Below are 23,170 nucleotides of genomic sequence, written 5' to 3'. Positions count from 1 at the left end.
TTATGTTCTTCACTGTTTCATAACTTCCCCCTTATTTTCTTCTGTCAAAGATCTGATCCAGTACCTCCATAATAGCATCAATGCTGATCGGTTTTGCGATATGGGCATTCATTCCGGCTTCAAGAGCTTTCTTTTTATCTTCCTCAAACGCATTTGCCGTCATGGCAATGATCGGAATATTGGCTTTTTTATTATTGTCAAGTGTGCGGATTTCTCTTGTTGCCATATAACCATCCATCTTCGGCATCTGAATATCCATCAAGATCGCATCATATCTGGATTCTTCTGCAGATCCCATTCTTTCCACAGCATCTGTTCCGTCTTCTACGGAATCCACAATAAGCCCTGCTTCCTCCATGATTGCAGCTGCGATCTCTCGGTTCAGTTCATTGTCCTCAACTAAAAGCACTCTTTTTCCGGCATGGTTATAATGTTTCTTTTCAACTGCTGCATCTTTTTCCGTCCCGACTGCCTGCTGCATCAGTGCTGCTCTGAGTTCGGACATAAACAGCGGTTTGGATACAAACGCAGTAACTCCTGCTTCTTTTGCTTCCTCCGCAATATCCGCCCAGTCATACGCAGTAAGAATGATGATCGGTGTGTCATTTCCGATCACTTTTCGTATCCTTCTGACTGTTTCAATACCATTCATATCCGGCATTTGCCAGTCGATAATATATGCTTTGAATTCTTTTTTTATCTCGCAGGCTTCTTTTGCACGCAGTACAGCTTCTTTACCGGAAGTAGTCCAGTCTGCCAGCATTTCTATATCACGCAGCATCTTGCAGACACTCATACAGGTATTGGCATCGTCATCCACAACCAGTGCTCTGGCTCCCTGCAGTTCCGGAACCGATTTGTATTTTACCGTTTCGCCGGTAATCTTACATTCGATAGAAACAATAAACTCAGAACCTTTTCCGACTTCACTGTTTACCGTGATGGTTCCTCCCATCATATTGACAATGTTTTTGGAGATTGCCATTCCAAGACCGGTTCCCTGGATCCCGCTCTTTGTAACTGTCTGTTCTCTCGCAAATGCATCAAAGATATGCTCCTGAAATTCTTCTGACATCCCTATGCCATTGTCTTTCACACTGAACGAATAACTTGCATATCCTTCTTTGCTGCATGGATTTTCACTGACCCGGATATTGATCATACCGCCGACTGACGTAAATTTTACTGCATTTCCAACGATGTTGAGAAGCACCTGATTCAGCCGAAGCTTATCAATGACAACATCCTCATGTACCACATTCTGCGTGTCTATATATAACTCCTGCTGTTTTGCCGCAATACTACCCTGAATAATAACCCTCAGATCATGAAAGACATCCGGAAGATGCACTTTGACTTCTTCCAGTTTGACATTACCGCTCTCGATCCGGCTCATATCCAGCACATCATTGATCAGACTTAAGAGATGACGGCTCGATATACTTATTTTCTTCAGATACTCCATCACCAGATCTTTATTATCAATATGCGTTGTTGCCAGAGCTGTAAATCCGATCACAGCATTCATTGGCGTGCGGACATCGTGTGAAATACTGTTCAGGAAATTTGTCTTCGCTTTGTTGGCATGTTCTGCTGCTGCCAGTGCATTTCTCAGCTCTCTCTCCTGCTCCAGTTCTTTCTCTTTTTCTTTCGTGATATCCCGGTTTGCCAGCAACACTGCCCTGATATTCCCGTCACTGTCAAAACGCTGCGGTACGATCACGGAAAGAAGCCATGTGCCCTTTTCCATCTGGCTTGTATAAGTCAGTGACTGCTGTCCCTTCAGTCGCTGTGCCACGGTGTCCATGTCAATAAATTCCAGAAAACCTTCCCGATACTCAGATGTCAGCATCTCATTTATATGATTTTGCTGAATCTTTTTGGATAAGATCTGATCTCCGGAAAGCATAGAAGTATCCCCGGAAGTCTTTATCATCTCTACTTTATCCTTTTCCAGATCAAACAGGACGATAGATGCGTACGCTGTACCGAGTGCATTGATGATCCTCATACGTTTCTGACTCTGTTTCAGCGTAACCTTTTCCAGATTACTCTTGATCAGCAAAAACAGCAGATATACAAGAATTGCCACAGCCGTGTACAATCCACAGACAACCGTCCGTGCCATAAATATCTGTGATGCCGGAAAGAATATATAGATCGCATATTCTTTCATTTTATCTTTATGGCCGTACCAGATCTTATGATCTAGTTTTATGCGGATGATCCTGCTTTCATTTCCTTCCGGCCTGCTGTTGTAATATTTCCGCATTTCCTGCATGGTCTTTCCAAGCAGTGTTTCCTGATTGGTACTGACAACCGTATCATCGAGGCATACCATGATCACACCATGCATATTGACCAGAAAATCTGAAAAAACAGATTCCAGTGTCATATCATCCAGTGTATTGCTGTTTTTTTCTGCATAGGCGATCACCAGACCTTCGGCATCCTGACGCGGCACAACTGCAAGATCATACTCCTCACGGTTCACCGTAATGCGTTCTGTGTAGGTTGCTTCCGGATGTTCCAGAACTTCTTTTACATAACCTTTGCCGATAATTTCGTTCCACAGATTTTCCGAATCCAGATTCTGCTGTCCCTGAAGCACTACATTCAGATTTTTATCAGATACAAAGACACCGCTCAGTCTCTGTTCCGTAATGTATTCATCCAGATCCTGCTGTCCGTATTTATTAATTTTACTCAGATTTGTGCCCAGTTCCTTTGTTTTATCCAACAGCCGCACCAGACTTTTTACCCTGTCATTTGCCGTATAATTATCATAATCCTGCAGTTTATTTTTGGCAACTAAAGTTGTCTTATCCAGTGTCTCACTCAGCTCTCTTCGGTCTAATCCCGTAAAGATTCCCCATACGATCATCCCGACCAGAATCAACACGATCAAAAGGATTCCGGATATTCCCGGGCGTTTTTTACTTTTCATCGGAACCTCCTCTTATCACAACTTTCTCCGCATCAAGTCCATATTTTTCTGCAATACTGCCAATCGTACCATCTTCACTCATTTCTTTTATCAGCCCGTTTATCTTCTGGGTAAGCTCCTCATGCGTCCCCTTTTGAAATGCAATGCCTATTTTTGAAATATAAGGACTTTCATCCAATAATCGATATTTGCCCTTTCCATTTATAATAAGTTCATTCAGCAAAGCTTCATGTCCTGCAATCGCATCGACATATCCTTTGCGAAGTGCTGCAAACATATCTTCCGTTGTCGCAAAGCAGTTCACCTGCTTTACTTCCGGCAATGCAGAGTCGATCGTATGAAAAAAGAGTTCAGCTGCTCTTGTCGTATCCTGTACTCCAACATTCTTCCCGAGAAGATCATCGAATGTCTGAATATCACTGTCAGAAGCAACTGCGATCACCTGACGGCTGTACAGATAAGGTCCCGCCCACTGATAATCGTTTTCCCGGTCATTCATAGAATAGCAGCTCCAGATACAGTCTATCGTACCGTCCGCAAGGCAGGTGTGTTTTTCACTCCACGTAATAAACTTAAAATCTGGTTCATACCCAAGTTCATGAAATACTTTCGATGCGATCTCAATGTCAACGCCGGTATAATTTCCGTCCATGTCAAGATAAGAATACGGCTCAAATTTATCAATGCCCACTGTTATCTTCTGCAGACTGCCATCCGACTCCTGCTCCTTCTGGTTACTGCAGCCACATACGATGCTTATCACAAAGACGAAAACTCCAAGTAACATCAGATTTTGCTGACGGCTGTGCAAAAATTTCCGATATTTTCGATTTCTGGCTGTTCTTTTTTCAAAATTCATGTAGTTACTCCCTTTTATCTGCACGGTTATATGATTTTTCCTGTAAAACTGTAATATTCCTATTATATAATATCTCCTTGATACGGTCAATTTAAAATCCTCTGTTTTTCTGATAAAAGGAAAAGGAATACTTTTGTTAGTTTTATCTAACTTCCTTTTGAAAAAAACCGCATGAAAACGAAATTCGTATCACACGGTTTCAACAAATATTTCTGACATTACCCAATCACACTTACACCAAATGGCATAATTCTGGTATATCCCCTACATGCTCTGCAAAATAATCTGCTCCGTCCAATTCTCCCTGATCACCATATCCATACAGACATCCGGCAAACAGACTGCCACAGGATCTGGCACACTCCAGATCCTGTTTTCTGTCTCCGATCACCAGATAAGGGCCTGGATATTCCCGGATAATATCCTGCACAATCTCCGTTTTTGGATGAAATCCATAGGATTCGCAGTCATAAAATCGCTCGAACCATCGTTTCATACCAAATTCTTCCCAGTGTGCCTTTCGATATGCCGTTTTACAGTTACTCAGGACTAGAAGATAATATCCCTGATTTTTCAGCGTCGTAAGCATCTTTTCTGCTCCCGGATACCACACGGCCTTATGTTTTCTGACCTGTTCGATCATCCGCTCGCCCACCATTTTGCTTGCCTGATCTTTATATTTCTGATCCAGTTCCGGCATAAAAGTGTCCCACATTTCTTTGCTGTTCAGTCCAAGCCATCCGGCAATCTTTGAAGATGCTATCTTTTGTTCTTCTGCGACTTTCTGTTCTGTCAGCCACTGATAAGTTTCTCGAAATGCCGGTTCATAAATTCCAAGTGTCTGGTGAATCGTCCCGTCATAATCAAATATGATCGTTTTTATCATCCTTTATTTCCTCATTCTTAAAGCTGTTTCATCAGATTGACCATCTCAATCGCAGACAATGCACAGTCATATCCTTTATTTCCTGCCTTGCTTCCTGCACGTGCAATAGCCTGCTCAATATTCTCAGTTGTGATTACTCCGAATAATACCGGAACTCCGGATGCAAGTCCAACCTGTGCGATTCCTTTGGCAGCTTCGCTGCACACCAGATCATAGTGTGATGTATCGCCGCGGATGACTGCTCCCACGCAGATCACTGCATCATACTTTCCGGACTGTGCCATCTTCTGTGCAGTCAGCGGAATTTCAAATGCTCCCGGTACCCATGCAGCAGTAATATTCTCTTCTTCGACTCCATGTCTTACCAGTCCGTCAACTGCACCTCCCAGTAATTTATTGACAATAATCTCATTAAATCTCGCCGCTACGATACCGACTTTCATTCCCTGCGGTGCTACTACTTTTCCTTCTACCAAATTGATCTGTCTCATGATTTTTCCTCCTGTTATTGTGAACTTAATATTTTTTTATAAATTGATGTGAGTGTCAAAAGTCCCCAACTATGATGCCTACGGATTGTTCCGTGCATCGCACTCCCACAATCCTCTCCGGTATTCGCATATCGTGGGATTATCATCCCACTTTTATGTCTACGCTCCGCTTCGGTCGGAGCAAAACGAACATCCACTGGATGTTCTGCTCCATATCGGGGCGGGTCCCAAGGTCTTTCATCCACCTATGAGCAAGCTCATGTGGATTTAGACCTTTTGACCCTGGCATCATAAATTGATCGCTTTGAAAATATGTCCCATCTTTTCCTGTTTTGTTCTCATATATTTCAGGTCATATTTCTGCGGCGGAATCTCCAGCGGTACTCTTTCATTGATCTTCAGTCCGAACCCGCCAAGTCCGTAGACCTTATCCGGATTGTTCGTCAGTAATCTCAAAGATTTTACACCAAGGTCTGATAAAATCTGTGCCCCGATCCAATACTCGCGAAGATCCGGTGCAAACCCTAATTTTACATTTGCTTCCACAGTATCGTATCCCTGCTGCTGAAGTGCATATGCTTTTATCTTATTGATCAGACCGATGCCTCTGCCTTCCTGCCGCATATAAAGAATGATTCCTCTGCCTTCTGCTTCTACCTGACGCATCGCAGTCTGAAGCTGAAGACCGCAGTCACATCGAAGTGATCCAAATGCATCTCCGGTCAGGCACTCCGAATGTACACGGCAGAGCACATCTTCACCATCTCCGATCTCACCTTTTACCAGTGCAAGATGATGTTCTCCTGTAATATCATTGATATATCCATGAATTTTAAAATCACCGTACTGTGTCGGGAGATCTGCAACCGCCTCTTCTTTTACGTGTTTTTCATGTACTCTCATATAATCCTGCAGATCACGGATTGTGATAAAGGTCAGATTGTGTTCTTTTGCCATTTCCCACAGCTGCGGTGTGCGCATCATGGTACCGTCTTCTTTCATGATCTCACAGCACACACCGCATTCTTTCAGTCCGGCCATTCTCATAAGATCCGTCGTTGCCTCTGTGTGACCGTTTCTTACCAGAACACCGCCTTTTCTGGCAATAAGAGGAAATACATGTCCCGGTCTTCTGAAATCTTCCGGTTTTGCCTCCTCGTCCACACATTTTCGGATCGTATAAGAACGCTCTGCTGCCGAGATACCGGTCGTTGTGTCTGCATGATCCACTGCCACCGTAAATGCAGTTCCGTGATTATCGGTATTTTCAGCAACCATCGGCGGAAAATTCAATTTTGCCGCAATTTCCGCACTCATTGGTGTGCAAATCAGTCCTTTCGCATAAGTTGCCATAAAATTAATATTTTCCTGCGTTGCAAATTCTGCCGCACAGATCAAATCTCCTTCATTTTCTCTGTCCGGATCATCGGTAACCAAAATGACTTTTCCTTCCCTTAAATCTCTCAGTGCTTCTTCAATGGTATTGTACTGATTGTTTTGTGACATAATAAATATCCTCCTCTTAAAATCCGAATTTCTCCAGAAATTCCATCGTAATTCCGGATTCTTTTTTCTCTTCTTCGTTTTTCTGAATGCCAAGCAGCCTTTCTACATATTTTCCGATCACATCATTTTCCAGATTAACCGGATCACCCGGCACTTTTTCCAAGAGTGCAGTTTCTTCTCCCGTATGCGGAATGACCGAAACCTGAAAACCCGTTTCATCTACTTTCGCTACCGTCAGGCTGATCCCATCGATACAAATGGAACCTTTTTCTACGATCAGATGCAAAATCTGCGGTGATGTTCCGATCGATACCCAGATAGCATTTTCTTCCCGGATCATGGAACGGATCACACCGGTTCCGTCAATATGGCCGCTTACGATATGTCCTCCGAATCTGCCATCGGCAGCTATCGCACGCTCCAGATTTACTTTGCTTCCGGCCCTGCTGCTTCCAAGACTGCTCCTTCGGATTGTCTCTGCCATTACATCTGCGGTAAATCCATCCGACTGAAGCGATGTAACGGTCAGGCATATGCCATTTACGGCAATACTGTCACCAATCTTTGTGCCTTCCAGTACTTTTTTCGCTTTCACTGCCAGAACTCCGGATTCTCCTGTCAGCTGTATATAGCGGATTGTTCCTTTCTCTTCTACGATTCCTGTAAACATGACTCCTCCTGTTCTTTTCCACACACCTGACATGTGATTCGGATATCCTCACCGATCTGGCAGATATCGGTACATTTCAGCTTTACTGCTTCTGAAGGGAAACGGACACCGATGCCTTCCACCGGTGTTTTGCTGTTCATACCGCCAAATAATTTCGGTGCTATAAAAGCCTGTACTTCCTGCACAATTCCAGCTCGCAGAGCACTGTCATTTAAGGTGCCTCCGCCTTCCAGAAGAATACTGTCAATGCCTTCTTCCCCGAGATATTTCATCAGTTTTTTAAGATCCACCTGATTGTTTTCATCCGGACAGCAGATCGTCTCAACTCCCATTTCATGTAATCTTTTTCTTTTCGCTTCTGTATTTTCCGAATCTGCATAAGCCACAATTGTCCGGTACTTTCCTGCACTTTTTACGATCTGACCATCCAGCGGAATCCGAAGCCCGCTGTCACACAGGATCCTGATTGGACTTTTCCAGCCTTCCACCCTTACATTTAACATTGGATCGTCCGCAAGCACCGTTCCGATGCCCGCCATGATCCCCATATACCGATGACGCATATGCTGTACTTCCGCTCTTGCTGCTTCTCCGGTGATCCATTTCGATGCACCTGTTTTCGTCGCAATTTTCCCATCCAGTGTCATGGCATATTTCATCACCACATAAGGTGTCTTCGTTGTAATATAATGAAAAAATACTGGATTGAGCCGATCACATTCTTCCCTCATAAAATCCTCAATGACTTCAATACCTGCTTCCCGCAGCATCTTTATACCTTTTCCTGACACTTTCGGATTCGGATCTCTGGAACCGATCACCACTCTCTTGATCTTCTGCTCAATGATCGCCTCTGTACATGGAGGAGTTTTGCCATAATGACAGCAAGGTTCCAGTGTGACATAAATGGTCGCACCTTCCGCAGATTCCGTAAGTGAAGCGATCGCATTACGTTCTGCATGAAGCTCTCCGCATTTTTTGTGATAGCCTTTTCCGATAATCCGCCCGTTTTTTACGATCACTGCCCCTACCATCGGATTCGGATTTGTCCAGCCCTCTCCTTGTTTCGCCAGTTGAATAGCCTGGAGCATATAATTCTGATCTGTCATTTATGTTCCTTCTTTCCAAATTTATTTCTTTTGTGGGATAGGATAGATTTCAAGTCGAACGCACGTGAGACTTGGTGCGTGATTCTGGTCAGCGAAAGCTGACATATTCTTCTCAGAATCACTGCACATTCTACACTTCGTTCCGGTCGGCACAAAACCATTGTCCACTGGACAATGTGTGCCCTCGCGGAGCGTTTATCTCAGTCGGAGATTGTACTCCCACTGAAACAAATTTGTTGCTCGCCATTTATAGAAGTGGGAGTCTTCTCCGACTAAGATAAAAAATCCCCTGCAGAATATCTACAGGGGGGGATTGGTTACCGTGATTGATAAATGGAACTCCGACTAAGATTAAAAAAGCTCTGAAATGGATTACCATCTCAGAGCATCGATACTACATTCATTTATCTGAAAATCAACTGTACTATCATCTTCTTCCATCCAGACTGTACTGTCGGCTCCGGAATCTCACCGGATCATGCCTCTCGGCTCGCGGGCTTTACCGCCGGTAGGGAATTGCACCCTGCCCTGAAGATATTTTTTTCTATCATAGTACTTTATTCACGATTTGTAAAGGGGAAATTTTAATGCTCCGATTATCCTGTTACAGCCAGCTTTCCAGAACATCATTCAGCTTATTCATATCCAGCGGTTTTGCGATATGTCCATTCATGCCTGTATTTTTTGCAAGCTGTACGTCTTCTGCAAAAGCATTGGCAGTCATAGCAACAATCGGCAGTTTTCCCTGTTTGCCCTTAAGGCTCCTGATTGCTGCAGTTGCCTCATAACCATTCATGACAGGCATTTGGATATCCATAAAAACAAGATCATACAATCCTTCCGGAGAAGCTTCCACTTTTTCAACTGCGATTTTTCCATTTTCTGCTGTTTCCACTTCTGCTCCTGTCATCTGCAAAATTTCAACACCAATTTCTCTGTTCAACTCATTATCCTCAACCAGCAGAATCCTTTTTCCTGTATAATCTGCTTCTGACAGTTTCTCCAGATAATTTCTCGCTGTATTTTCTTTTCTGCCTGAAGTAAACTGCCGCAGTGTAGCCGTCAGCCGGGAACGGAACAGCGGTTTTGCAATAAAAGCATCTATGCCCGCCGCCTTTGCTTCTTCTTCCATCTCGCTAAATTCATAAGATGTCAGTACAATGATGGTAATTTCTTTACCTATCCGCTTCCGGATCTGTCTGGCTGTTTCTATGCCATCCATATCCGGCATCTTCCAGTCTAAAATAACAGCAAAATAATCATTTTTTAGCTCATGACGTGCATAACAGCACTCAACGGCTTCCCTGCCGGAGAGAACCCATTCGCCTGTAATACCGATTTCTTTCAGTGTGGCAACTGTACTTTCACAGCAGGTTCTATCATCATCCACAACCAGAACAGGCAGATTCATCAGATTTATGTCCTGTTCTTTTTCTTTTTCCTGAAGCTCCAGATAAATCGTAACCGTAATTCTGGTTCCCTTGTGTAAGGTGCTGTCTACTTTAATATTACCATTCATCAGGTTCACAATATTTCTGCTGATCGCCATTCCCAGACCAGTTCCCTGAACTCTGGTTGTCCGGTGGTCATCCGCACGACTGAAAGGATCAAACATGATTTTCTGGAATTCCGGTGACATGCCGATCCCATTATCCTCAATCGTAAATTCATAGCATCCAAGTTCTGAAAATCCATTTGGCTTTTCCTCTATGGAAAAAATAATATTCCCACCATTCGGTGTATACTTGATCGCATTACTCATCAGATTCACAAATACCTGCTGGATTCTCAGGCTGTCACCACAGACACTTTCATGTTCAATGTGATTAATGTGTATATCTAAATTGTGTTTATGTTCATCAATCACCGGTTTTATGAGTGTTATAAGATTATCCACCAGATCTGGCAGATTGAAATCCTCCTGTGCCAGCGTCATTTTTCCGCTTTCAATACGTGCCATATCCAGCACTTCATTAATCAACCCCAGCAGATGACGGCTTGATTTTGTAATTTTGCTGAGACACTCAATGACTCTGTCCTGACTCTCAATATTTGCTCCTGCGATTGCCGTCAGACCCACAATGGCATTCATCGGCGTCCGGATATCATGGGACATATTGGAAAGGAATTCTGTTTTCGCACGATTTGCATTTTCTGCGGATCGGTAGGCCTCTTTCAGTGCCTGACGAGATTCAATCTCTGCTTTCTTCTCCTGTGTCACGTCCATGGATGCCAGCAATACTTTTATCAGTTTTCCATCCTTCCATTCCAGAGGAATATAAGAAGCAATTTTATAAGTCTTTTCATCCAGGCTGCAATACTCAAACTTATAAATATCATTTTCACTTTTCAGATTCTTCTGGATATTTTCCGGTGCTGTCAGGATATCCATAGGTTCCAATGGTTCCAGTGTCTTATACTTTTCAAGAACCTGCATCCGGAAATCATGATAAAATCCCAGAGGTTTATATATCATCTGTCCATTCAGATTGTAGAATTCATATCTGTCATTTTCCAGATCACAGACAACAAAGCGGTCAACCAGACGCACAATGCTCTGAATCAGCTGCTCCATGGAAGCATTATCCGCTGCCATCTGCAGATGCCGTGCACTCTCTACCTTTGCCTCTGTGATATCACGCAGAAAGATCATGGCATATTCTGAATCCTCTATTTCGCCACGTATGACCACATTGCGGACCCATCGTTCTTTTCCATTCAGAGTGATACGGCACTCTAAAGCCAATTCGGTTTCCAAACCCTTCAGCCTTTCTGCAATATAACCACGGTCGTAAAAAGAGGATACCGCCTTCTTATCTGTCTCCACAACATAGGAATCCACAAAATGCCGAATCAATTCATCCCACGTATGACTCTGTTCAAAGACGGTCATCAGGGACGGTTCAACCTTAAAAGTATCAAAAGTATTCGCTTCCAGATTCACATAATACTCGCACAAATCTGCTTTCGTAAAAGCCCGGTGGAAAGCAGCAGATTTTTGTGCCTGCATGATTTCTTTTTTCTCCGCATCAATGTTAATAAAAATCCCGGCAATCCTACTGGCAGAACCATCCAGACGGCGTATTACTTCTGCCGATGCCCGAAACCACTGGTATTGATTATCCTTCATTCTCATACGATACTCTACCTGGTATTTTATCTGGTTCGTCTTATCCTTAATTGCCGCCTGAAGCTGCACCATTACTCTTTCTTTATCCTGTGGATGCAGAAGATCTGACCAGGATTCCAGTTTATTCGGAAAGTCCAGAGTATCATGATAGCCGAGCATTTTTCGGAATTCATGACTCCAGTTTGCATTCACAATCTCACTGTTTTCGTCACAATCAAAATACCAGAAGCCGGAATAGATAGCCTCATTGAGCAGTGCCAAATTTACATGATCCCAGTTGACCTGTACGGACATAACCCAGATCTGTCTGCCCGCCTCATCTGTCGCATCCTCTTTACAAAGCCGTACATTATTCACTGTACCGTCTGCTGTAAGGATCTGTGCTTCCCCTGTTCCGTGAAGCTGCAAAAAACGGTCTCGCTCCAGTATATCTTCCTTGTCATAAAAAAAGTTTTTCAGTGAGCCTTTTGTCTGTTCCATGAAAGTATCGAATGTATGTCCTGTACTATGTAACAACAGATTGCTCACAGACAAAATAGACAGATTTTGGTCATAATATCCTGTCATTATACCTACCCCGCCATTATTTTCCAGTGTTTTCTGTACGGCCTGTGATATGGCTTGTGTCTGTTCCGTTACAGCTTCACCTAAAGAATAATATATTTTGTCTTCATAATTTTGCATTTTATAAAATCCTCTCTTCGCCTTTTTCATCCTGCTTTTATCTGTATACAGAGAACCTGTCCCTGCCAGTTTTTTCACCCATTTTGGCATACAAAAAGGACACCTGCCAAAATCTGCCGGTGCCCCCTTCTGGCTTTGCGTCCCTGCTTTTCAACAAGTTTGCCTTTAAATAATTTCCATTTTTTCAAAATAAAAACTTACTAAATTTCTGATTATCTTTTCATAAGTTGGTAAATGACGATATATCCCGTATTTTAGGGCTTTATCGGTATTTTCTTTTCGGAAGATACCTTGCATAAGCTGGCATTTACCAGCATGAAAATGCAACCAAAAGTAGTAAATGAGTAGTAAATATACGCTCCGATATTAACAAGCCAGTCTTTCCAGTTCTGCTTTTGCAGATTGAAATGTACCGTGTGCATAATAGCCAAGTGTCATGGTTATGTTGGCGTGTCCCATGAGATATTGCAGGGTGTTTGGGTTCATTCCTCTGTTTGCCATATTCGTACAATAAGTATGTCGGAATGAATGTGGTGTGATGTTCGGTAACTTGTCCGTGTGATATTTGTTATACTTCTTAATCAGCCCTCGCACCATACCCTCATAGTTTCCTGCAACCTTAGGCAAGCCCTCACGGTTTAAGAATAGAAAATTGCTGTAACCACCTACAATCAGCGGTTGTGCCTTTCCTCTGTTCTTTAGTATTCTTTGGATTGCTTGATAAGCCCGTTCTGTCAATGGAAGTTCCCGTTTTCCGTTTTTGGTTTTTGGCGTTTCAATATAGTAGCCGATTTCGCTGTCTTTCAATAACTGGTGGTCTATATTGAGTATTTTGTTCTGCATATCAATATGCGTCGTCAGTCCGCAAAATTCAGAAATACGAAGTCCCGTTTCCAACAGAAGCACAACCTCATCATAATACTTGCTGTAAATCTTATCCTTTTCCATAAAGGCAAGCAGGCGTTCTTCCTGCTCTGGTGTAAGGATAACTTTATGCTCTGTATCATCTTCCAGAACATCACTTAGTTTAAATTCAAATGGGTTCTTTCTGATACAGTCGTCTTGTATCGCCATGTAAAATGACGCTTTCAAGGAACGCTTATAGTTATCAATTGTTGTATAGGCATATCCTTTTTCACTCATTCTGATAGCCCATTCTTTAGCGTCCGACTGCTTAACAGTATTAATCGCCCTCATACCCAATGGGTCATTTTTCAGAGCGTTCATAAGATACTGTCGTCCCTTTTCGGTAGCCCTTTTGATGTTCTTTCTTTGGCTGTTCTTTTTCTCGTAAAGCTGGCAGACTGTCATTTTACCGCCGACTGTGTCGATACCGTCGTTAAGGTCTTTTTTTATCTGTGCTTCTTTTTCCCTCAATGAAATATCATCACGCTTTCCAGCAGGTGTCTTGTCTGTCGGTACAAGTTTCCAAGAATAGATAAATTGTGGCTTTCCGTATATATCGGTATATTTATAAACGTATCTTCCGTCTTTTCGCTGGCTCTCTCCATTACGCAAATTGCGATTTTTACTGTCTTTTCGTTTTACATTAGACATAGTGTAAAGCTCCTTTCCGTCATGGAATGAGCCGTGATACGCTATACTTTATTATACCATATCTACGGCTCAATGACATTAGATTTCGTCCAATGTATCTATGATTTTTTCAAATTGTTTTCGCTTAATCTGAATACGATTACCGTTCACGATAACCCAGCCAGCGTCAATATTTTCTTCGGCTAATTTACGCAATTTTTTTTCGCCAATGCGGAAGTATTTAGACGCTTCTTCAATCGTCAGTGTATATTTTTCCCAGATAGGCACATCAGTATTGTTCATAATCTATGCACCCCCTTTACTGTGTGTTGTTTTTTACAAGCAGACAGACGGCTTTGGAAAGCTCCATTAGTATCTCAACTATTCCCATTCTTGTGGGCAGAACCGCACCATGCGGACGTATCATTATTCTGTGAGGATAGGTCGTGGCAAAACGACTTTTCCAACAGTCGCTCTCGGATCACTGCGTGGGTCGCTCGCTTTCTTTTGAAAAGGTCGTGGCGTACAGTCCCCGTGGCTCGCTATCTCACAAACGTATCTGTCTGCTTTATTCAGTTGTCAAAGAGCTGTGGCGAAAGCGTGTTGCTTTCATGTAAAAACAGGTGCAGAGCAGGAAAGAGGGGATTGAACCAATCATGCTCTGCGGTTACTGCTTGTTATTCTTCTTCGATTTCTAAGGCAATATCAAACCCTAAAATCATTTTAATAAGTGCTTCTCTGATGAGTCCCTTTAACTCCATATCTACAACAATATAAACATTGCCGTATTCATCATAGAGTGGACGCAGACAGCACTTTGATATGTACGGGTCATAAAATGCCAGTATCTTTTCAATCGCTTTTTCGTCCCCGTCCATTGCCTGCGAAAGCAAATAGTAGGACGGCTTCTTCATTGTGTGTTTCATTTGCTATCATTTCTCCTTTAGTATTTTTTTCATAAGCTCTAGTGAATTGTGTCGGTTTTGAAAAACACCACTTCTTGAAATATTTTGTCTTTTTGCAATCTCGGTATCGCTCATTTCCAAAAAATAATACATCAGCAAATTTTCTCGATTACGCTCAGACAAATGTTTCAAGGCTTCTGCCAGTTCATCATCACAAATACGAATATCACTACCGCATACATTGAAAATCGTATAGTCCGTATCATAGTCGTCCCAGACAGCCAGACTTTCTACAACGATTTCTGGAAGTTCACAAAAAAGCGTTTCTTCCTTTTGTCGTCGCTTTAATTTCTTCTGATAGTCCTTAACAACATGTCGGACAACTTTCTTCAAACAACTTTCAAAACGGCATTGAACTGTTTTCTGGAAGTCAGACGGTTTCATCAATCGCACCCCCTTTCCGTTACGACGTGAAAAGTGGTTATCCCTCTTTCCGCACCATATAGGGAACGGCAGGTGTGATTTGCTAAGTTGAAACCGAAAAAATTTAAAAATTTTTTTAGGCATGAAAAAAGCCCGCACAAAACATATAGTTTTATACGAGCTATTAAAGCTATAAAATATTCAGTTTTTAATAAAAAGCTGTTAGGTAGTGTATGATTGTATAGAATTTCGCTTAAAATGTTCCATAATACAATCCCCCTTAAAGCACCTTAATAATGTTAGTGTAGTTTTGAAAGGAAACTGTTATAAAAATCAAATCACATATTTTTTCCACCTATGCCAATTAAAATAAATAATCATCAAAAAGTAATATAATAATATAACTTGAAAGTCTAAACATTATAACTGTTTTCTATTCATTACAGTAATACTTACAATCAAACAAATAACGACCAATAAAATAGTTATAAGGACTGCAATTCCATAATCTTCAATAGATTTAGTACCAATCAGCAAAGAAGCACTTTCCATTAGAGTAGTCGGAGTGTATTTCCAAGCTTTAGGAAAAAAGCTAATAAGATACACACCTAGAACACTGCCACCAGTCCCTAAAAGCACTCCCGTATAACTTTTAACAAGAACGGAAAATAAAACAATAAGACCTATTATCCATACCCCAAACAACCACCAATGTACCATAGCAGGCAGTAGTCCAACAGCAATACTGTTATCCCAAAAAAAGGCGTTATATCCATAAGTTACAGCAAAGCATAACAAATACCCAATCGTCCACATTGTAAACATCACAAAAAATTTTGCAAATACTACTTTATAGCGAGATAGTCCTTTAGTTAAAATAAGTATAAGAGTATTTGTTTCATATTCCTTTGTAAATATTCCGCTATACAGAAACACAAATACAATTAACGCAATAGGAATGTTTTTGAAAAACTGTGTCCACGACGTAAGAGCATTCACTGTAACTTCTGTAACCATCATTCCCTGTTCTGCCAAAGAATCAGAAAGCGTTTCTAACATCCACGGCGTAAGTTTTGCAATTGCTGGATTCATAATGCCAAAAATCAAAAACAGAATACAGAAAAATGTAAGTTCTCCACTTCTGATACATTCAAAAACTTCTTTTTTTAAAAAAGCAATAAACGATTTCACTTTGACACCACCTCCATAAATAGAGATTCTAGTGAGGGTTCAACACGCTCGATTTTAGAAATTAATATTTTATGTTCTGTAATAAATTCAAGCACTTCAAACATTTTAAATTGTTCGCCCAAGAATAAAAGAGTATCTTTTGCGGTTAATTGAGCGTCTGTGAATACACTAGAAAGATATTCAGCGTCGTCTGCTTTTATTGTTTCCACAATAAATTCGTGTGAAGAACACACATTTTTTAAATCGGCAACTGCTCCTTGCATAGCTATTTTTCCATTATTTAAAAAAGCAACATCTGTGCAGATTCGTTCAACATCAGATAAAATATGTGTTGAAAACAATACCGTTGTCTGTTTTTTGGAAGAAAGTAGAATATCAAGTATCTCCTTTCTTCCAATCGGGTCGAGTGCAGAAGTCGGTTCATCACAAATCAAAATTTTGGGGCGTCCAAGAAGTGCTTGTGCAATCCCAAGTCGTTGCTTCATTCCCCTTGAAAACCCTCTAATACGATGATTTTCTTTGGAAAGACCAACAAGAGTTAAAAGTTCATCACTTCTTTTTTCAATGTCGTTTTTTCCCATTTCCAAACTTTCTCCACATAATCTAAGATATTCTCTTGCTGTCATAAAGGAGTAAAACTCTGGAACATCAGGAAGATACCCAATATAACGATTAGTTGCAGTTTGTCCGTATTTTACCCTTTCACCAGATACAAATACTTCACCCCTGTCCGACTTTAGAAGCCCTAAGATTATTTTCATTGTTGTTGTCTTGCCAGCACCATTTTCCCCTACAAAACCAAAAACACTATGTTCGGGTACAGATAAATTTAACCCTGTCAAAACTTCTTTATCCCCAAAATGTTTCTTTAAGTTTGTGATACGAAGCATATCCACGTTAAGAATCCTCCTTCCCAAGCAAGAAATAAAGGATAGGTCCAATAAATTGCATACCAACAATCACAACAATAAGCCATAAAGTACGATTACCTCTTTTATAGCTCTTATGAGTTAGAATATGATAAAGTGTATACGCCAGCAGGGCTAATTCTGAGATTACTAACGGTACTAAAAACGGTAAAAATTCAGTAACATTATTCATTATTTTTTTCCTCCTCTCGATAGGTTTCAACACAAAAACCATGATATCCACAACTGGTACACGTCAGTTTTCTGAGCGTCATGGAATGATTTGAAAAAATAAACTCTTTCAGATGAGGTTTAAATATCTCATGACACTGTGGACAGATATATACTATCCTTTTTGATAAAAATCGTATTATAAAAATTGCATATGGAATCGCTACCAAGATATATCCCCAAAATAACCACTGTATTCCAGTAGTAATCCATAAAATAATACTAACCCACTGAATTATATTTAGGGGAATACCTGTTATCAACAGAACTGCGTGTAACTGCTTCATTTTCTTTTTGTTTTCCATTGCATAAGCTATATCTCCGATTGATTCAACAGAGAAATTTTCTATTCCTTTCAGTGCTTTCTTTATGCCCTCTAGCATAGCAAGTTGCTCTTGTCTTTCTTTTACTTCATTTTGAAGAAGTTGCTCTTGCTTTTCAAGCAAAACAGAAATAACACTGCTAGGATTACTTTCAGATAACAATTCTCCTATGCTTTTAATTGAAATACCTGCATCACGAAGAAAGCAAATGATTTTCAGTTTTTTATAATCATCTTCTGAATAAAGTCGTCTGCCACCTTCAGAAAGTTCACTAGGTATTAAGATACCACGTTCATCATAATACTGCACTGTTCTAACAGATACTCCACAAAGCTTTGCTATTTCTCCTGTCGTATATTTTGACATAGCCTTTTCCTCCTTTCTGTTTTCATTTTATGTCATTACGTAGCGTTACAAGCAATACGTTACGTGGGGTAATTTTTTAAACTTAATGTTCTATCACATAGTTTATACTGCAAATCCGCTTCGCAGGAAGCGGGATAAACATTTAAACCTTTGTCTTTTGGGTAATCTTATAAATATATTCTTCTGGCGTAGGACGTTTATTTCCAAAATACTTTTTGAAATTTGCCTGCACCTCTGGGTCTGTACTGTTCATAGCTTCGTCAATCGTTGCTTCAATATCAGCCCGAACATCAGCAAATGATACACTGCCAGCTTTTGCACCAGCTTTCAATGCTTTTTTTATATCACGTTTTTTTAGCCCTATCATGGTATCACTCCTAAATTCAATCGTCTATTACTGTAAAAAATAGTGTTCTATTAGGTGGAATTTGATTGCAAAGAATTGTACTTAAAGCTTTCCATAATGCAAGCCCACTTAAAGCACCGTATCAATGTTGGCATGGTTTTCAAATTACTCTGAAAAATTATGAACTGTTCCTTTTGGAAATGTAATGGTCAGTCTTGTATATTCTTTTTCCGTAGAAGCAATATCCAATTTCAAGCCCAACCTATCGCATAATTTTTTCGATAGATACAGTCCCATACCCGTTGCATTTGCTTTGTTTCTATTTGAACCCGTAAAACCTTTTTCAAATACACGGGATAAATCAGACGCTTTTATTCCACAACCATTATCTTCAATCACAAGCAATATATTTGTACCATTGTCTTGACTGTATATCGTCAGTTTATTTTCTTGCTTATCAAAATACTTAATCGCATTTTGCACGATTTGAGATAGAATGAATGTCAGCCATTTTTCATCAGTATAAATGACATTTTCTATGTCATGGATATTGATAATTGCTTTTCTTTCCATAAGCGAATGACGGAATTTCAGAATGACATTATGTATCACTTCGTCTAACTGCAACTGTTTTACAAAATAGTCCTTTTCCGTATTTTCGCTTCTTGCATAGTAGAGCATTTGTTCCACTAACTGAAATATTTTGTCTGTTTCTTTTTTTAATGTGTAATTTTTTGTATTGTCAAACGTCAAAGACAATGCTCCTATCGGTATTTTAATTTCATGGACGAAACTTTCCACATATTCTTGATAGTCCTGCTTTTCCTCTGTGATTTTGCCGATTTCATCATTCATAGATTTGCAGGCTTTTTTTAGTGCGTAGCAATAGGCTTTATTTTGAAATTCTTTTGGCTTTGGTAAAACGTCTGCAATATAATAGGTTTCTTCCAGTCCGTCTACTAAATCAATAATATGTTGTGAAACGTTACGTTTCTTCCGATACAAACACCATTGAAAAAGCCCTTGTATGCTGATGAACAGAATTACCAACGATACAACAAACAGCGTATCTACACCGTAGAAAATCAAGAGAAATGCTACTACGGCAAGAAAGAAAAGCTGAAACAATATCTCTGTTATTTTTTCTTCTAAGAATGTAAAAAAACTCACAGTTTCCAACCCTTTCCTCGTATATTTTCCAATAAATGAACAATACCGATTTCTTTCATTTTCTTTTTTAGACGGGTCATATTAACCAATAATACATTTTCGTCTATATAATATTTGTCATTCCACAGCTTTTCCAATAGTTCTTCTTTGCTAATAACTTTATCTTCGTTCATAAAGAAGTAGTACAAAATACGAAATTCATTTCTTGTCAGTTCAATGCTTTGCTCTTGATACTTCAAAATGGATAAATGTAAATCAAGGGTACAATCTTTTTTGACAAGCTCACGGAAATTATTCGGGTTTGACAACTGCAATGCACGCTTGATCTTCTCAAGAAGAATAAGCGTGTCATACGGCTTTGTTATGAAGTCAATCCCACCCACTTGAATACTTTTCAATTCGTCAGCATTTGTATCTCTGCTTGTTACAAAGATAATCGGTACTGGCATGACTTGTTTTATTTTCCTGCATACTTCATAGCCATTCTCATACGGCAGGTTAATATCAAGCAGAACCAGTTCTATGGAATATTGCTTTAATTCATCTGTCAGGTTTCCAAAGTCAGTCAATAAAACTGTTTCATATCCTTGTGTGTTCAATAATTTAGAAAGCTCCAAACGAGTGATTTCATCATCTTCGATAATTGCTATTCTCATTTCAACACCCCCTTGATTTATCATTATAATAATTTCACAGTAGGAGAGCTAGAAAAGTCTAACTCTCCTCGTTGATATTTCGTTTAAAACCAATATACGTTGCAATCCAGTAAATACTATAAATTAGGAAGAAGATAATTAAATTCAAGCCAAAGTAGATTAGATAAAGGTGTTTATCTCCCAAAATTTGTTGATACACATTATTCAATGACGACATCATCACAAAAGAACATAATATTGCTGATATTGCAGGGACACAAAATAATATCAATAATTGTTTTCTGATTGTCTTAAATAGCGACTTATCATTTATTCCTAATCTTCGCAAGGTCAAGTAGCGATATTTGTATTTAGTAGAGTCGCTCAATGATTGAACTGCCAAAATTGTCCCTACTGCGGAAATCAAAATAAATGCAATGTACATAAACAGACTGGCTACTATTGCAACCATTGCTTTTTGTTGTTCTATTTCTGCACCTCTTACATTTACTCTATACGATTCGTCATTTATTTCTCCATTTTTATCAACCTTTACTAATTGATGTTGCATATCTTCTTTTATCTTGTTTTCTAATTCTGCATCTGTTTCTTCTTTTGTATCTATAATCAAATGATTTTCTGATACTTCAAGTCCTTGAACATATTTATCTGGAAGTACAACAACAAATCTGCCAGTATTAGTTATAGAGTTCCAATAAGACTTAGTGTCATATCCTTTTAATTTCAAATTTTTATTTGCTACTGTTATAGTTTCAATGTCTTTGTTATCTTCAACCTCATATGCAAACTTGCTATTTGTAACTATATAGTATTCGTTATCATTTAAAGAAAGCAACGGCATCTTTCTTAATTCTAGTAACCTATTATAATCACTTAACTTCAAGACTGGGTCAAAATCATAATATTCTGATTGGAAAAAATTTTGTACCTGATGATTCGGCTCTTTATAAATGTCGTACTCAATGGTATTATCAATCGTATATTCTTCTTCAATTACTCGAATATATTCATCAAATACCTGCTTATCATCAAAGAGTTGTACATCATATGGTGCATTTAAATTCACGCTGATATCATACGAAGCTTTGTTGATACTAGAATAATTCAGAGCCAGCAGTGAAATTAAAATCAACATAGACAATGTACCAAATGTGAAGCTCATTGTTCTTGCTTTAGAAGCAAATGTTCTTGCTACAAACAGATTATCATTTTGATATTTCATTTTTTTATTCTTTAACAAAACAGTCAAGAACATATCTGCACAAGTTGTAGATATACCATAAATGCTGATAATCAACATGATTACGCTTACCATCAAATAGGTAAGTGTTTCTTGCTTATTAAAATTATCCATAGTACAACGTGAATTCCAGAGAAAAAGAGAAATCGCACCAAGAATAATACTTAAAACAAAAATGACATTTCTTTTTTTACTGTCACGGAACATTTTCTTTTCATTTTGTTTATCAAAGTAAAGAAAATCACGTATCGTCATTTTACTTATTCTTCTTAATAGATTAAGTAAAACCAAAACATAAATAGTTAAAAAATAAATTATCAATAGTCCAATAGAAACAAAATTCAAAGAAATAAAGAGAGTTTTTGGAATACCCAGTAAGTTTACAATTACTAACGACACAAACTGGCTGAATAAAAAGCCAATAGGAATAGCTAATACAAATGCTAAAATTCCCAACAGTATATTTTCAATTATAACTAAGTGGGCAATTTCTTTTTTCTTAATGCCAAGAAGCATATATGTTCCTAATTCTTTACTTCTTTTTTCAAACATAAATTTCGTTGTATAGTTGATCAAAAAGCATATCACAAAAATAATAAGGATATTTACAGCGAACAATGAATTCTTAAATGCATCCATACTGGAACATAACTTTACAATTTCATCAGAACTTGCCACCAAATTAAAAGCAAATATAAGAGAAAAGGATGCAGTAACGGTTATCAGATAAATCAAATAATCTTTAATATTTCTTTTTGTATTTCTATACGCTAACTTACCTAACATTTCCCACTTCACCTCCGAGCAAGGTTAATATATCCAGTATTTCATTGAAGAAATCTTTTCTGCTTTTTTCCCCTCTGAAAATTTCATTGAATATTTTACCGTCTTTCAAGAACAAAATACGTTCACAGAAAGACGCACTAAACGGGTCATGTGTTACCATTAAAATAGTAGCCTGCATTTTCTTGTTGATTTCAGACATTGTTTCCAGTAATAATCTGGAAGCTTTTGAGTCCAAAGCTCCCGTCGGTTCATCAGCTAAAATCAGTTTCGGTTCATTGATTAAGGCTCTAGCACAAGCACAACGCTGTTTTTGTCCGCCAGAAACTTCATAAGGAAATTTCGATAAAATATCACGAATACCCAATTTATCGGCGATAGCATGAACTCTTTTCTCAATATCAGTAGGGTTCTGTTTGTTGATAACCAATGATAAAGAAATGTTTTCTCCAATCGTTAAAGTATCTAAAAGGTTGAAATCTTGAAAAATGAACCCTAGATTTTCACGTCTGAAATCAGCAAAATCTTTATCCTTGATTTTGGTAATATCTTGATTATTGACTGTAATGTGTCCGCTGGTTACAGTATCAATCGTAGAGATACAGTTTAATAGGGTAGTCTTTCCAGAACCACTAGCTCCCATGATTGCGACAAATTCGCCCTTATCTACATACATAGAAATACCGTCTACTGCCTTTGTGATATTTCCAGAGTTACCCCCGTAGTATTTTTTTACTTGCTCTAAATTTAAAATGTGTTCCATTAAAAATCGCTCCTTTCTTCCTGCCACATTTATTTGTTTTGGAATAC

Annotated in this window: 21 protein-coding genes and 2 riboswitches; all 21 genes read right to left on the bottom strand. The window is 39.3% G+C overall.

Annotated features, from left to right (window positions below):
* Positions 1-31: 31 nt before the first annotated feature.
* A complete protein-coding gene (locus tag GPK60_RS02705; protein ID WP_215658792.1) occupies positions 32-2,947 on the bottom strand; it encodes a response regulator in 2,916 nt (971 codons plus the stop codon).
* Entirely contained in the window at positions 2,937-3,806 is an 870-nt protein-coding gene (locus GPK60_RS02700; protein ID WP_252191269.1) for a transporter substrate-binding domain-containing protein, read from the bottom strand. The genes GPK60_RS02705 and GPK60_RS02700 overlap by 11 nt, the downstream gene beginning before the upstream one ends.
* A 232-nt stretch (positions 3,807-4,038) precedes the next feature.
* Positions 4,039-4,692: an HAD family hydrolase gene (locus GPK60_RS02695; protein ID WP_215658791.1), complete on the bottom strand. Its 654-nt coding sequence runs from the start codon at positions 4,690-4,692 to the stop codon at positions 4,039-4,041.
* A gap of 17 nt (positions 4,693-4,709) precedes the next feature.
* The gene (gene ribE, locus GPK60_RS02690; protein ID WP_147632772.1) at positions 4,710-5,183 is read right to left on the bottom strand and encodes a 6,7-dimethyl-8-ribityllumazine synthase; all 474 of its coding nucleotides are present in this window, start codon (positions 5,181-5,183) and stop codon (positions 4,710-4,712) included.
* 288 nt (positions 5,184-5,471) lie between these two features.
* Entirely contained in the window at positions 5,472-6,689 is a 1,218-nt protein-coding gene (locus GPK60_RS02685; RefSeq protein WP_022118108.1) for a bifunctional 3,4-dihydroxy-2-butanone-4-phosphate synthase/GTP cyclohydrolase II, read from the bottom strand.
* Positions 6,690-6,705: 16 nt separating this feature from the next.
* Positions 6,706-7,359 carry a riboflavin synthase gene (ribE, locus tag GPK60_RS02680; RefSeq protein WP_215658790.1) on the bottom strand — a complete coding sequence of 218 codons (654 nt, stop codon included), beginning with the start codon at positions 7,357-7,359 and terminating at the stop codon, positions 6,706-6,708.
* Positions 7,341-8,468, bottom strand: a complete 1,128-nt coding sequence (gene ribD / locus GPK60_RS02675) for a bifunctional diaminohydroxyphosphoribosylaminopyrimidine deaminase/5-amino-6-(5-phosphoribosylamino)uracil reductase RibD (protein ID WP_173865473.1) — start codon at positions 8,466-8,468, stop codon at positions 7,341-7,343. Before ribD ends, ribE (GPK60_RS02680) begins: the two co-directional genes overlap by 19 nt.
* A 425-nt stretch (positions 8,469-8,893) precedes the next feature.
* A riboswitch (FMN riboswitch) is annotated at positions 8,894-9,008 on the bottom strand.
* Positions 9,009-9,072: 64 nt separating this feature from the next.
* Complete coding sequence (locus GPK60_RS02670; protein WP_346727701.1) at positions 9,073-12,372, bottom strand: response regulator; 3,300 nt, start codon at positions 12,370-12,372, stop codon at positions 9,073-9,075.
* Positions 12,365-12,456, bottom strand: a riboswitch (cyclic di-GMP riboswitch). It overlaps the preceding gene by 8 nt.
* 192 nt (positions 12,457-12,648) lie before the next feature.
* Entirely contained in the window at positions 12,649-13,839 is a 1,191-nt protein-coding gene (locus GPK60_RS02665; RefSeq protein WP_215651902.1) for a site-specific integrase, read from the bottom strand.
* A 78-nt stretch (positions 13,840-13,917) separates the two neighbouring features.
* Positions 13,918-14,121, bottom strand: a complete 204-nt coding sequence (locus GPK60_RS02660; RefSeq protein WP_004613735.1) for an excisionase — start codon at positions 14,119-14,121, stop codon at positions 13,918-13,920.
* Between the two features lie 374 nt (positions 14,122-14,495).
* A complete protein-coding gene (locus GPK60_RS02655) occupies positions 14,496-14,744 on the bottom strand; it encodes a helix-turn-helix domain-containing protein (protein WP_002323370.1) in 249 nt (82 codons plus the stop codon).
* Positions 14,745-14,750: 6 nt separating this feature from the next.
* A complete protein-coding gene (locus GPK60_RS02650; RefSeq protein WP_015530205.1) occupies positions 14,751-15,167 on the bottom strand; it encodes a sigma-70 family RNA polymerase sigma factor in 417 nt (138 codons plus the stop codon).
* A gap of 399 nt (positions 15,168-15,566) precedes the next feature.
* Positions 15,567-16,337: an ABC transporter permease gene (locus tag GPK60_RS02645; RefSeq protein WP_008393110.1), complete on the bottom strand. Its 771-nt coding sequence runs from the start codon at positions 16,335-16,337 to the stop codon at positions 15,567-15,569.
* A complete protein-coding gene (locus tag GPK60_RS02640) occupies positions 16,334-17,233 on the bottom strand; it encodes an ABC transporter ATP-binding protein (protein WP_044929915.1) in 900 nt (299 codons plus the stop codon). Before GPK60_RS02640 ends, GPK60_RS02645 begins: the two co-directional genes overlap by 4 nt.
* Position 17,234: 1 nt before the next feature.
* Entirely contained in the window at positions 17,235-17,438 is a 204-nt protein-coding gene (locus tag GPK60_RS02635) for a PLD nuclease N-terminal domain-containing protein (RefSeq protein ID WP_008393108.1), read from the bottom strand.
* Positions 17,431-18,165: a MerR family transcriptional regulator gene (locus tag GPK60_RS02630; RefSeq protein ID WP_008393107.1), complete on the bottom strand. Its 735-nt coding sequence runs from the start codon at positions 18,163-18,165 to the stop codon at positions 17,431-17,433. The genes GPK60_RS02635 and GPK60_RS02630 overlap by 8 nt, the downstream gene beginning before the upstream one ends.
* A gap of 142 nt (positions 18,166-18,307) precedes the next feature.
* Positions 18,308-18,532 carry a hypothetical protein gene (locus GPK60_RS02625; protein ID WP_008393106.1) on the bottom strand — a complete coding sequence of 75 codons (225 nt, stop codon included), beginning with the start codon at positions 18,530-18,532 and terminating at the stop codon, positions 18,308-18,310.
* Positions 18,533-18,676: 144 nt separating this feature from the next.
* Entirely contained in the window at positions 18,677-19,681 is a 1,005-nt protein-coding gene (locus tag GPK60_RS02620; RefSeq protein WP_055223653.1) for a sensor histidine kinase, read from the bottom strand.
* Complete coding sequence (locus GPK60_RS02615) at positions 19,678-20,337, bottom strand: DNA-binding response regulator (RefSeq protein ID WP_015530206.1); 660 nt, start codon at positions 20,335-20,337, stop codon at positions 19,678-19,680. The genes GPK60_RS02620 and GPK60_RS02615 overlap by 4 nt, the downstream gene beginning before the upstream one ends.
* 58 nt (positions 20,338-20,395) lie before the next feature.
* Positions 20,396-22,363 carry an ABC transporter permease gene (locus GPK60_RS02610; RefSeq protein ID WP_215658789.1) on the bottom strand — a complete coding sequence of 656 codons (1,968 nt, stop codon included), beginning with the start codon at positions 22,361-22,363 and terminating at the stop codon, positions 20,396-20,398.
* The gene (locus GPK60_RS02605) at positions 22,353-23,123 is read right to left on the bottom strand and encodes an ABC transporter ATP-binding protein (protein WP_003061398.1); all 771 of its coding nucleotides are present in this window, start codon (positions 23,121-23,123) and stop codon (positions 22,353-22,355) included. Before GPK60_RS02605 ends, GPK60_RS02610 begins: the two co-directional genes overlap by 11 nt.
* Between the last annotated feature and the right edge of the window lie 47 nt (positions 23,124-23,170).

Origin of the sequence: Ruminococcus sp. MCC718 (genome assembly GCF_018783905.1) — a bacterium.
GTDB lineage: Bacteria > Bacillota > Clostridia > Lachnospirales > Lachnospiraceae > Hominisplanchenecus > Hominisplanchenecus faecis.
The sequence above is the reverse complement of the archived record's forward strand: the minus strand, read 5'-3'. Positions and strand labels throughout refer to the sequence as shown.

Bases quoted from the DNA above. Each gene is read 5' to 3' on its own strand.
- GPK60_RS02705 (WP_215658792.1), bottom strand. From the start codon at position 2,947: ATGAAAAGTAAAAAACGCCCGGGAATATCCGGAATCCTTTTGATCGTG.
- GPK60_RS02700 (WP_252191269.1), bottom strand. From the start codon at position 3,806: ATGAATTTTGAAAAAAGAACAGCCAGAAATCGAAAATATCGGAAATTT.
- GPK60_RS02695 (WP_215658791.1), bottom strand. From the start codon at position 4,692: ATGATAAAAACGATCATATTTGATTATGACGGGACGATTCACCAGACA.
- ribE (WP_147632772.1), bottom strand. From the start codon at position 5,183: ATGAGACAGATCAATTTGGTAGAAGGAAAAGTAGTAGCACCGCAGGGA.
- GPK60_RS02685 (WP_022118108.1), bottom strand. From the start codon at position 6,689: ATGTCACAAAACAATCAGTACAATACCATTGAAGAAGCACTGAGAGAT.
- ribE (WP_215658790.1), bottom strand. From the start codon at position 7,359: ATGTTTACAGGAATCGTAGAAGAGAAAGGAACAATCCGCTATATACAG.
- ribD (WP_173865473.1), bottom strand. From the start codon at position 8,468: ATGACAGATCAGAATTATATGCTCCAGGCTATTCAACTGGCGAAACAA.
- GPK60_RS02670 (WP_346727701.1), bottom strand. From the start codon at position 12,372: ATGCCAAAATGGGTGAAAAAACTGGCAGGGACAGGTTCTCTGTATACA.
- GPK60_RS02665 (WP_215651902.1), bottom strand. From the start codon at position 13,839: ATGTCTAATGTAAAACGAAAAGACAGTAAAAATCGCAATTTGCGTAAT.
- GPK60_RS02660 (WP_004613735.1), bottom strand. From the start codon at position 14,121: ATGAACAATACTGATGTGCCTATCTGGGAAAAATATACACTGACGATT.
- GPK60_RS02655 (WP_002323370.1), bottom strand. From the start codon at position 14,744: ATGAAACACACAATGAAGAAGCCGTCCTACTATTTGCTTTCGCAGGCA.
- GPK60_RS02650 (WP_015530205.1), bottom strand. From the start codon at position 15,167: ATGAAACCGTCTGACTTCCAGAAAACAGTTCAATGCCGTTTTGAAAGT.
- GPK60_RS02635 (WP_008393108.1), bottom strand. From the start codon at position 17,438: ATGAATAATGTTACTGAATTTTTACCGTTTTTAGTACCGTTAGTAATC.
- GPK60_RS02630 (WP_008393107.1), bottom strand. From the start codon at position 18,165: ATGTCAAAATATACGACAGGAGAAATAGCAAAGCTTTGTGGAGTATCT.
- GPK60_RS02625 (WP_008393106.1), bottom strand. From the start codon at position 18,532: ATGATAGGGCTAAAAAAACGTGATATAAAAAAAGCATTGAAAGCTGGT.
- GPK60_RS02615 (WP_015530206.1), bottom strand. From the start codon at position 20,337: ATGAGAATAGCAATTATCGAAGATGATGAAATCACTCGTTTGGAGCTT.
- GPK60_RS02610 (WP_215658789.1), bottom strand. From the start codon at position 22,363: ATGTTAGGTAAGTTAGCGTATAGAAATACAAAAAGAAATATTAAAGAT.
- GPK60_RS02605 (WP_003061398.1), bottom strand. From the start codon at position 23,123: ATGGAACACATTTTAAATTTAGAGCAAGTAAAAAAATACTACGGGGGT.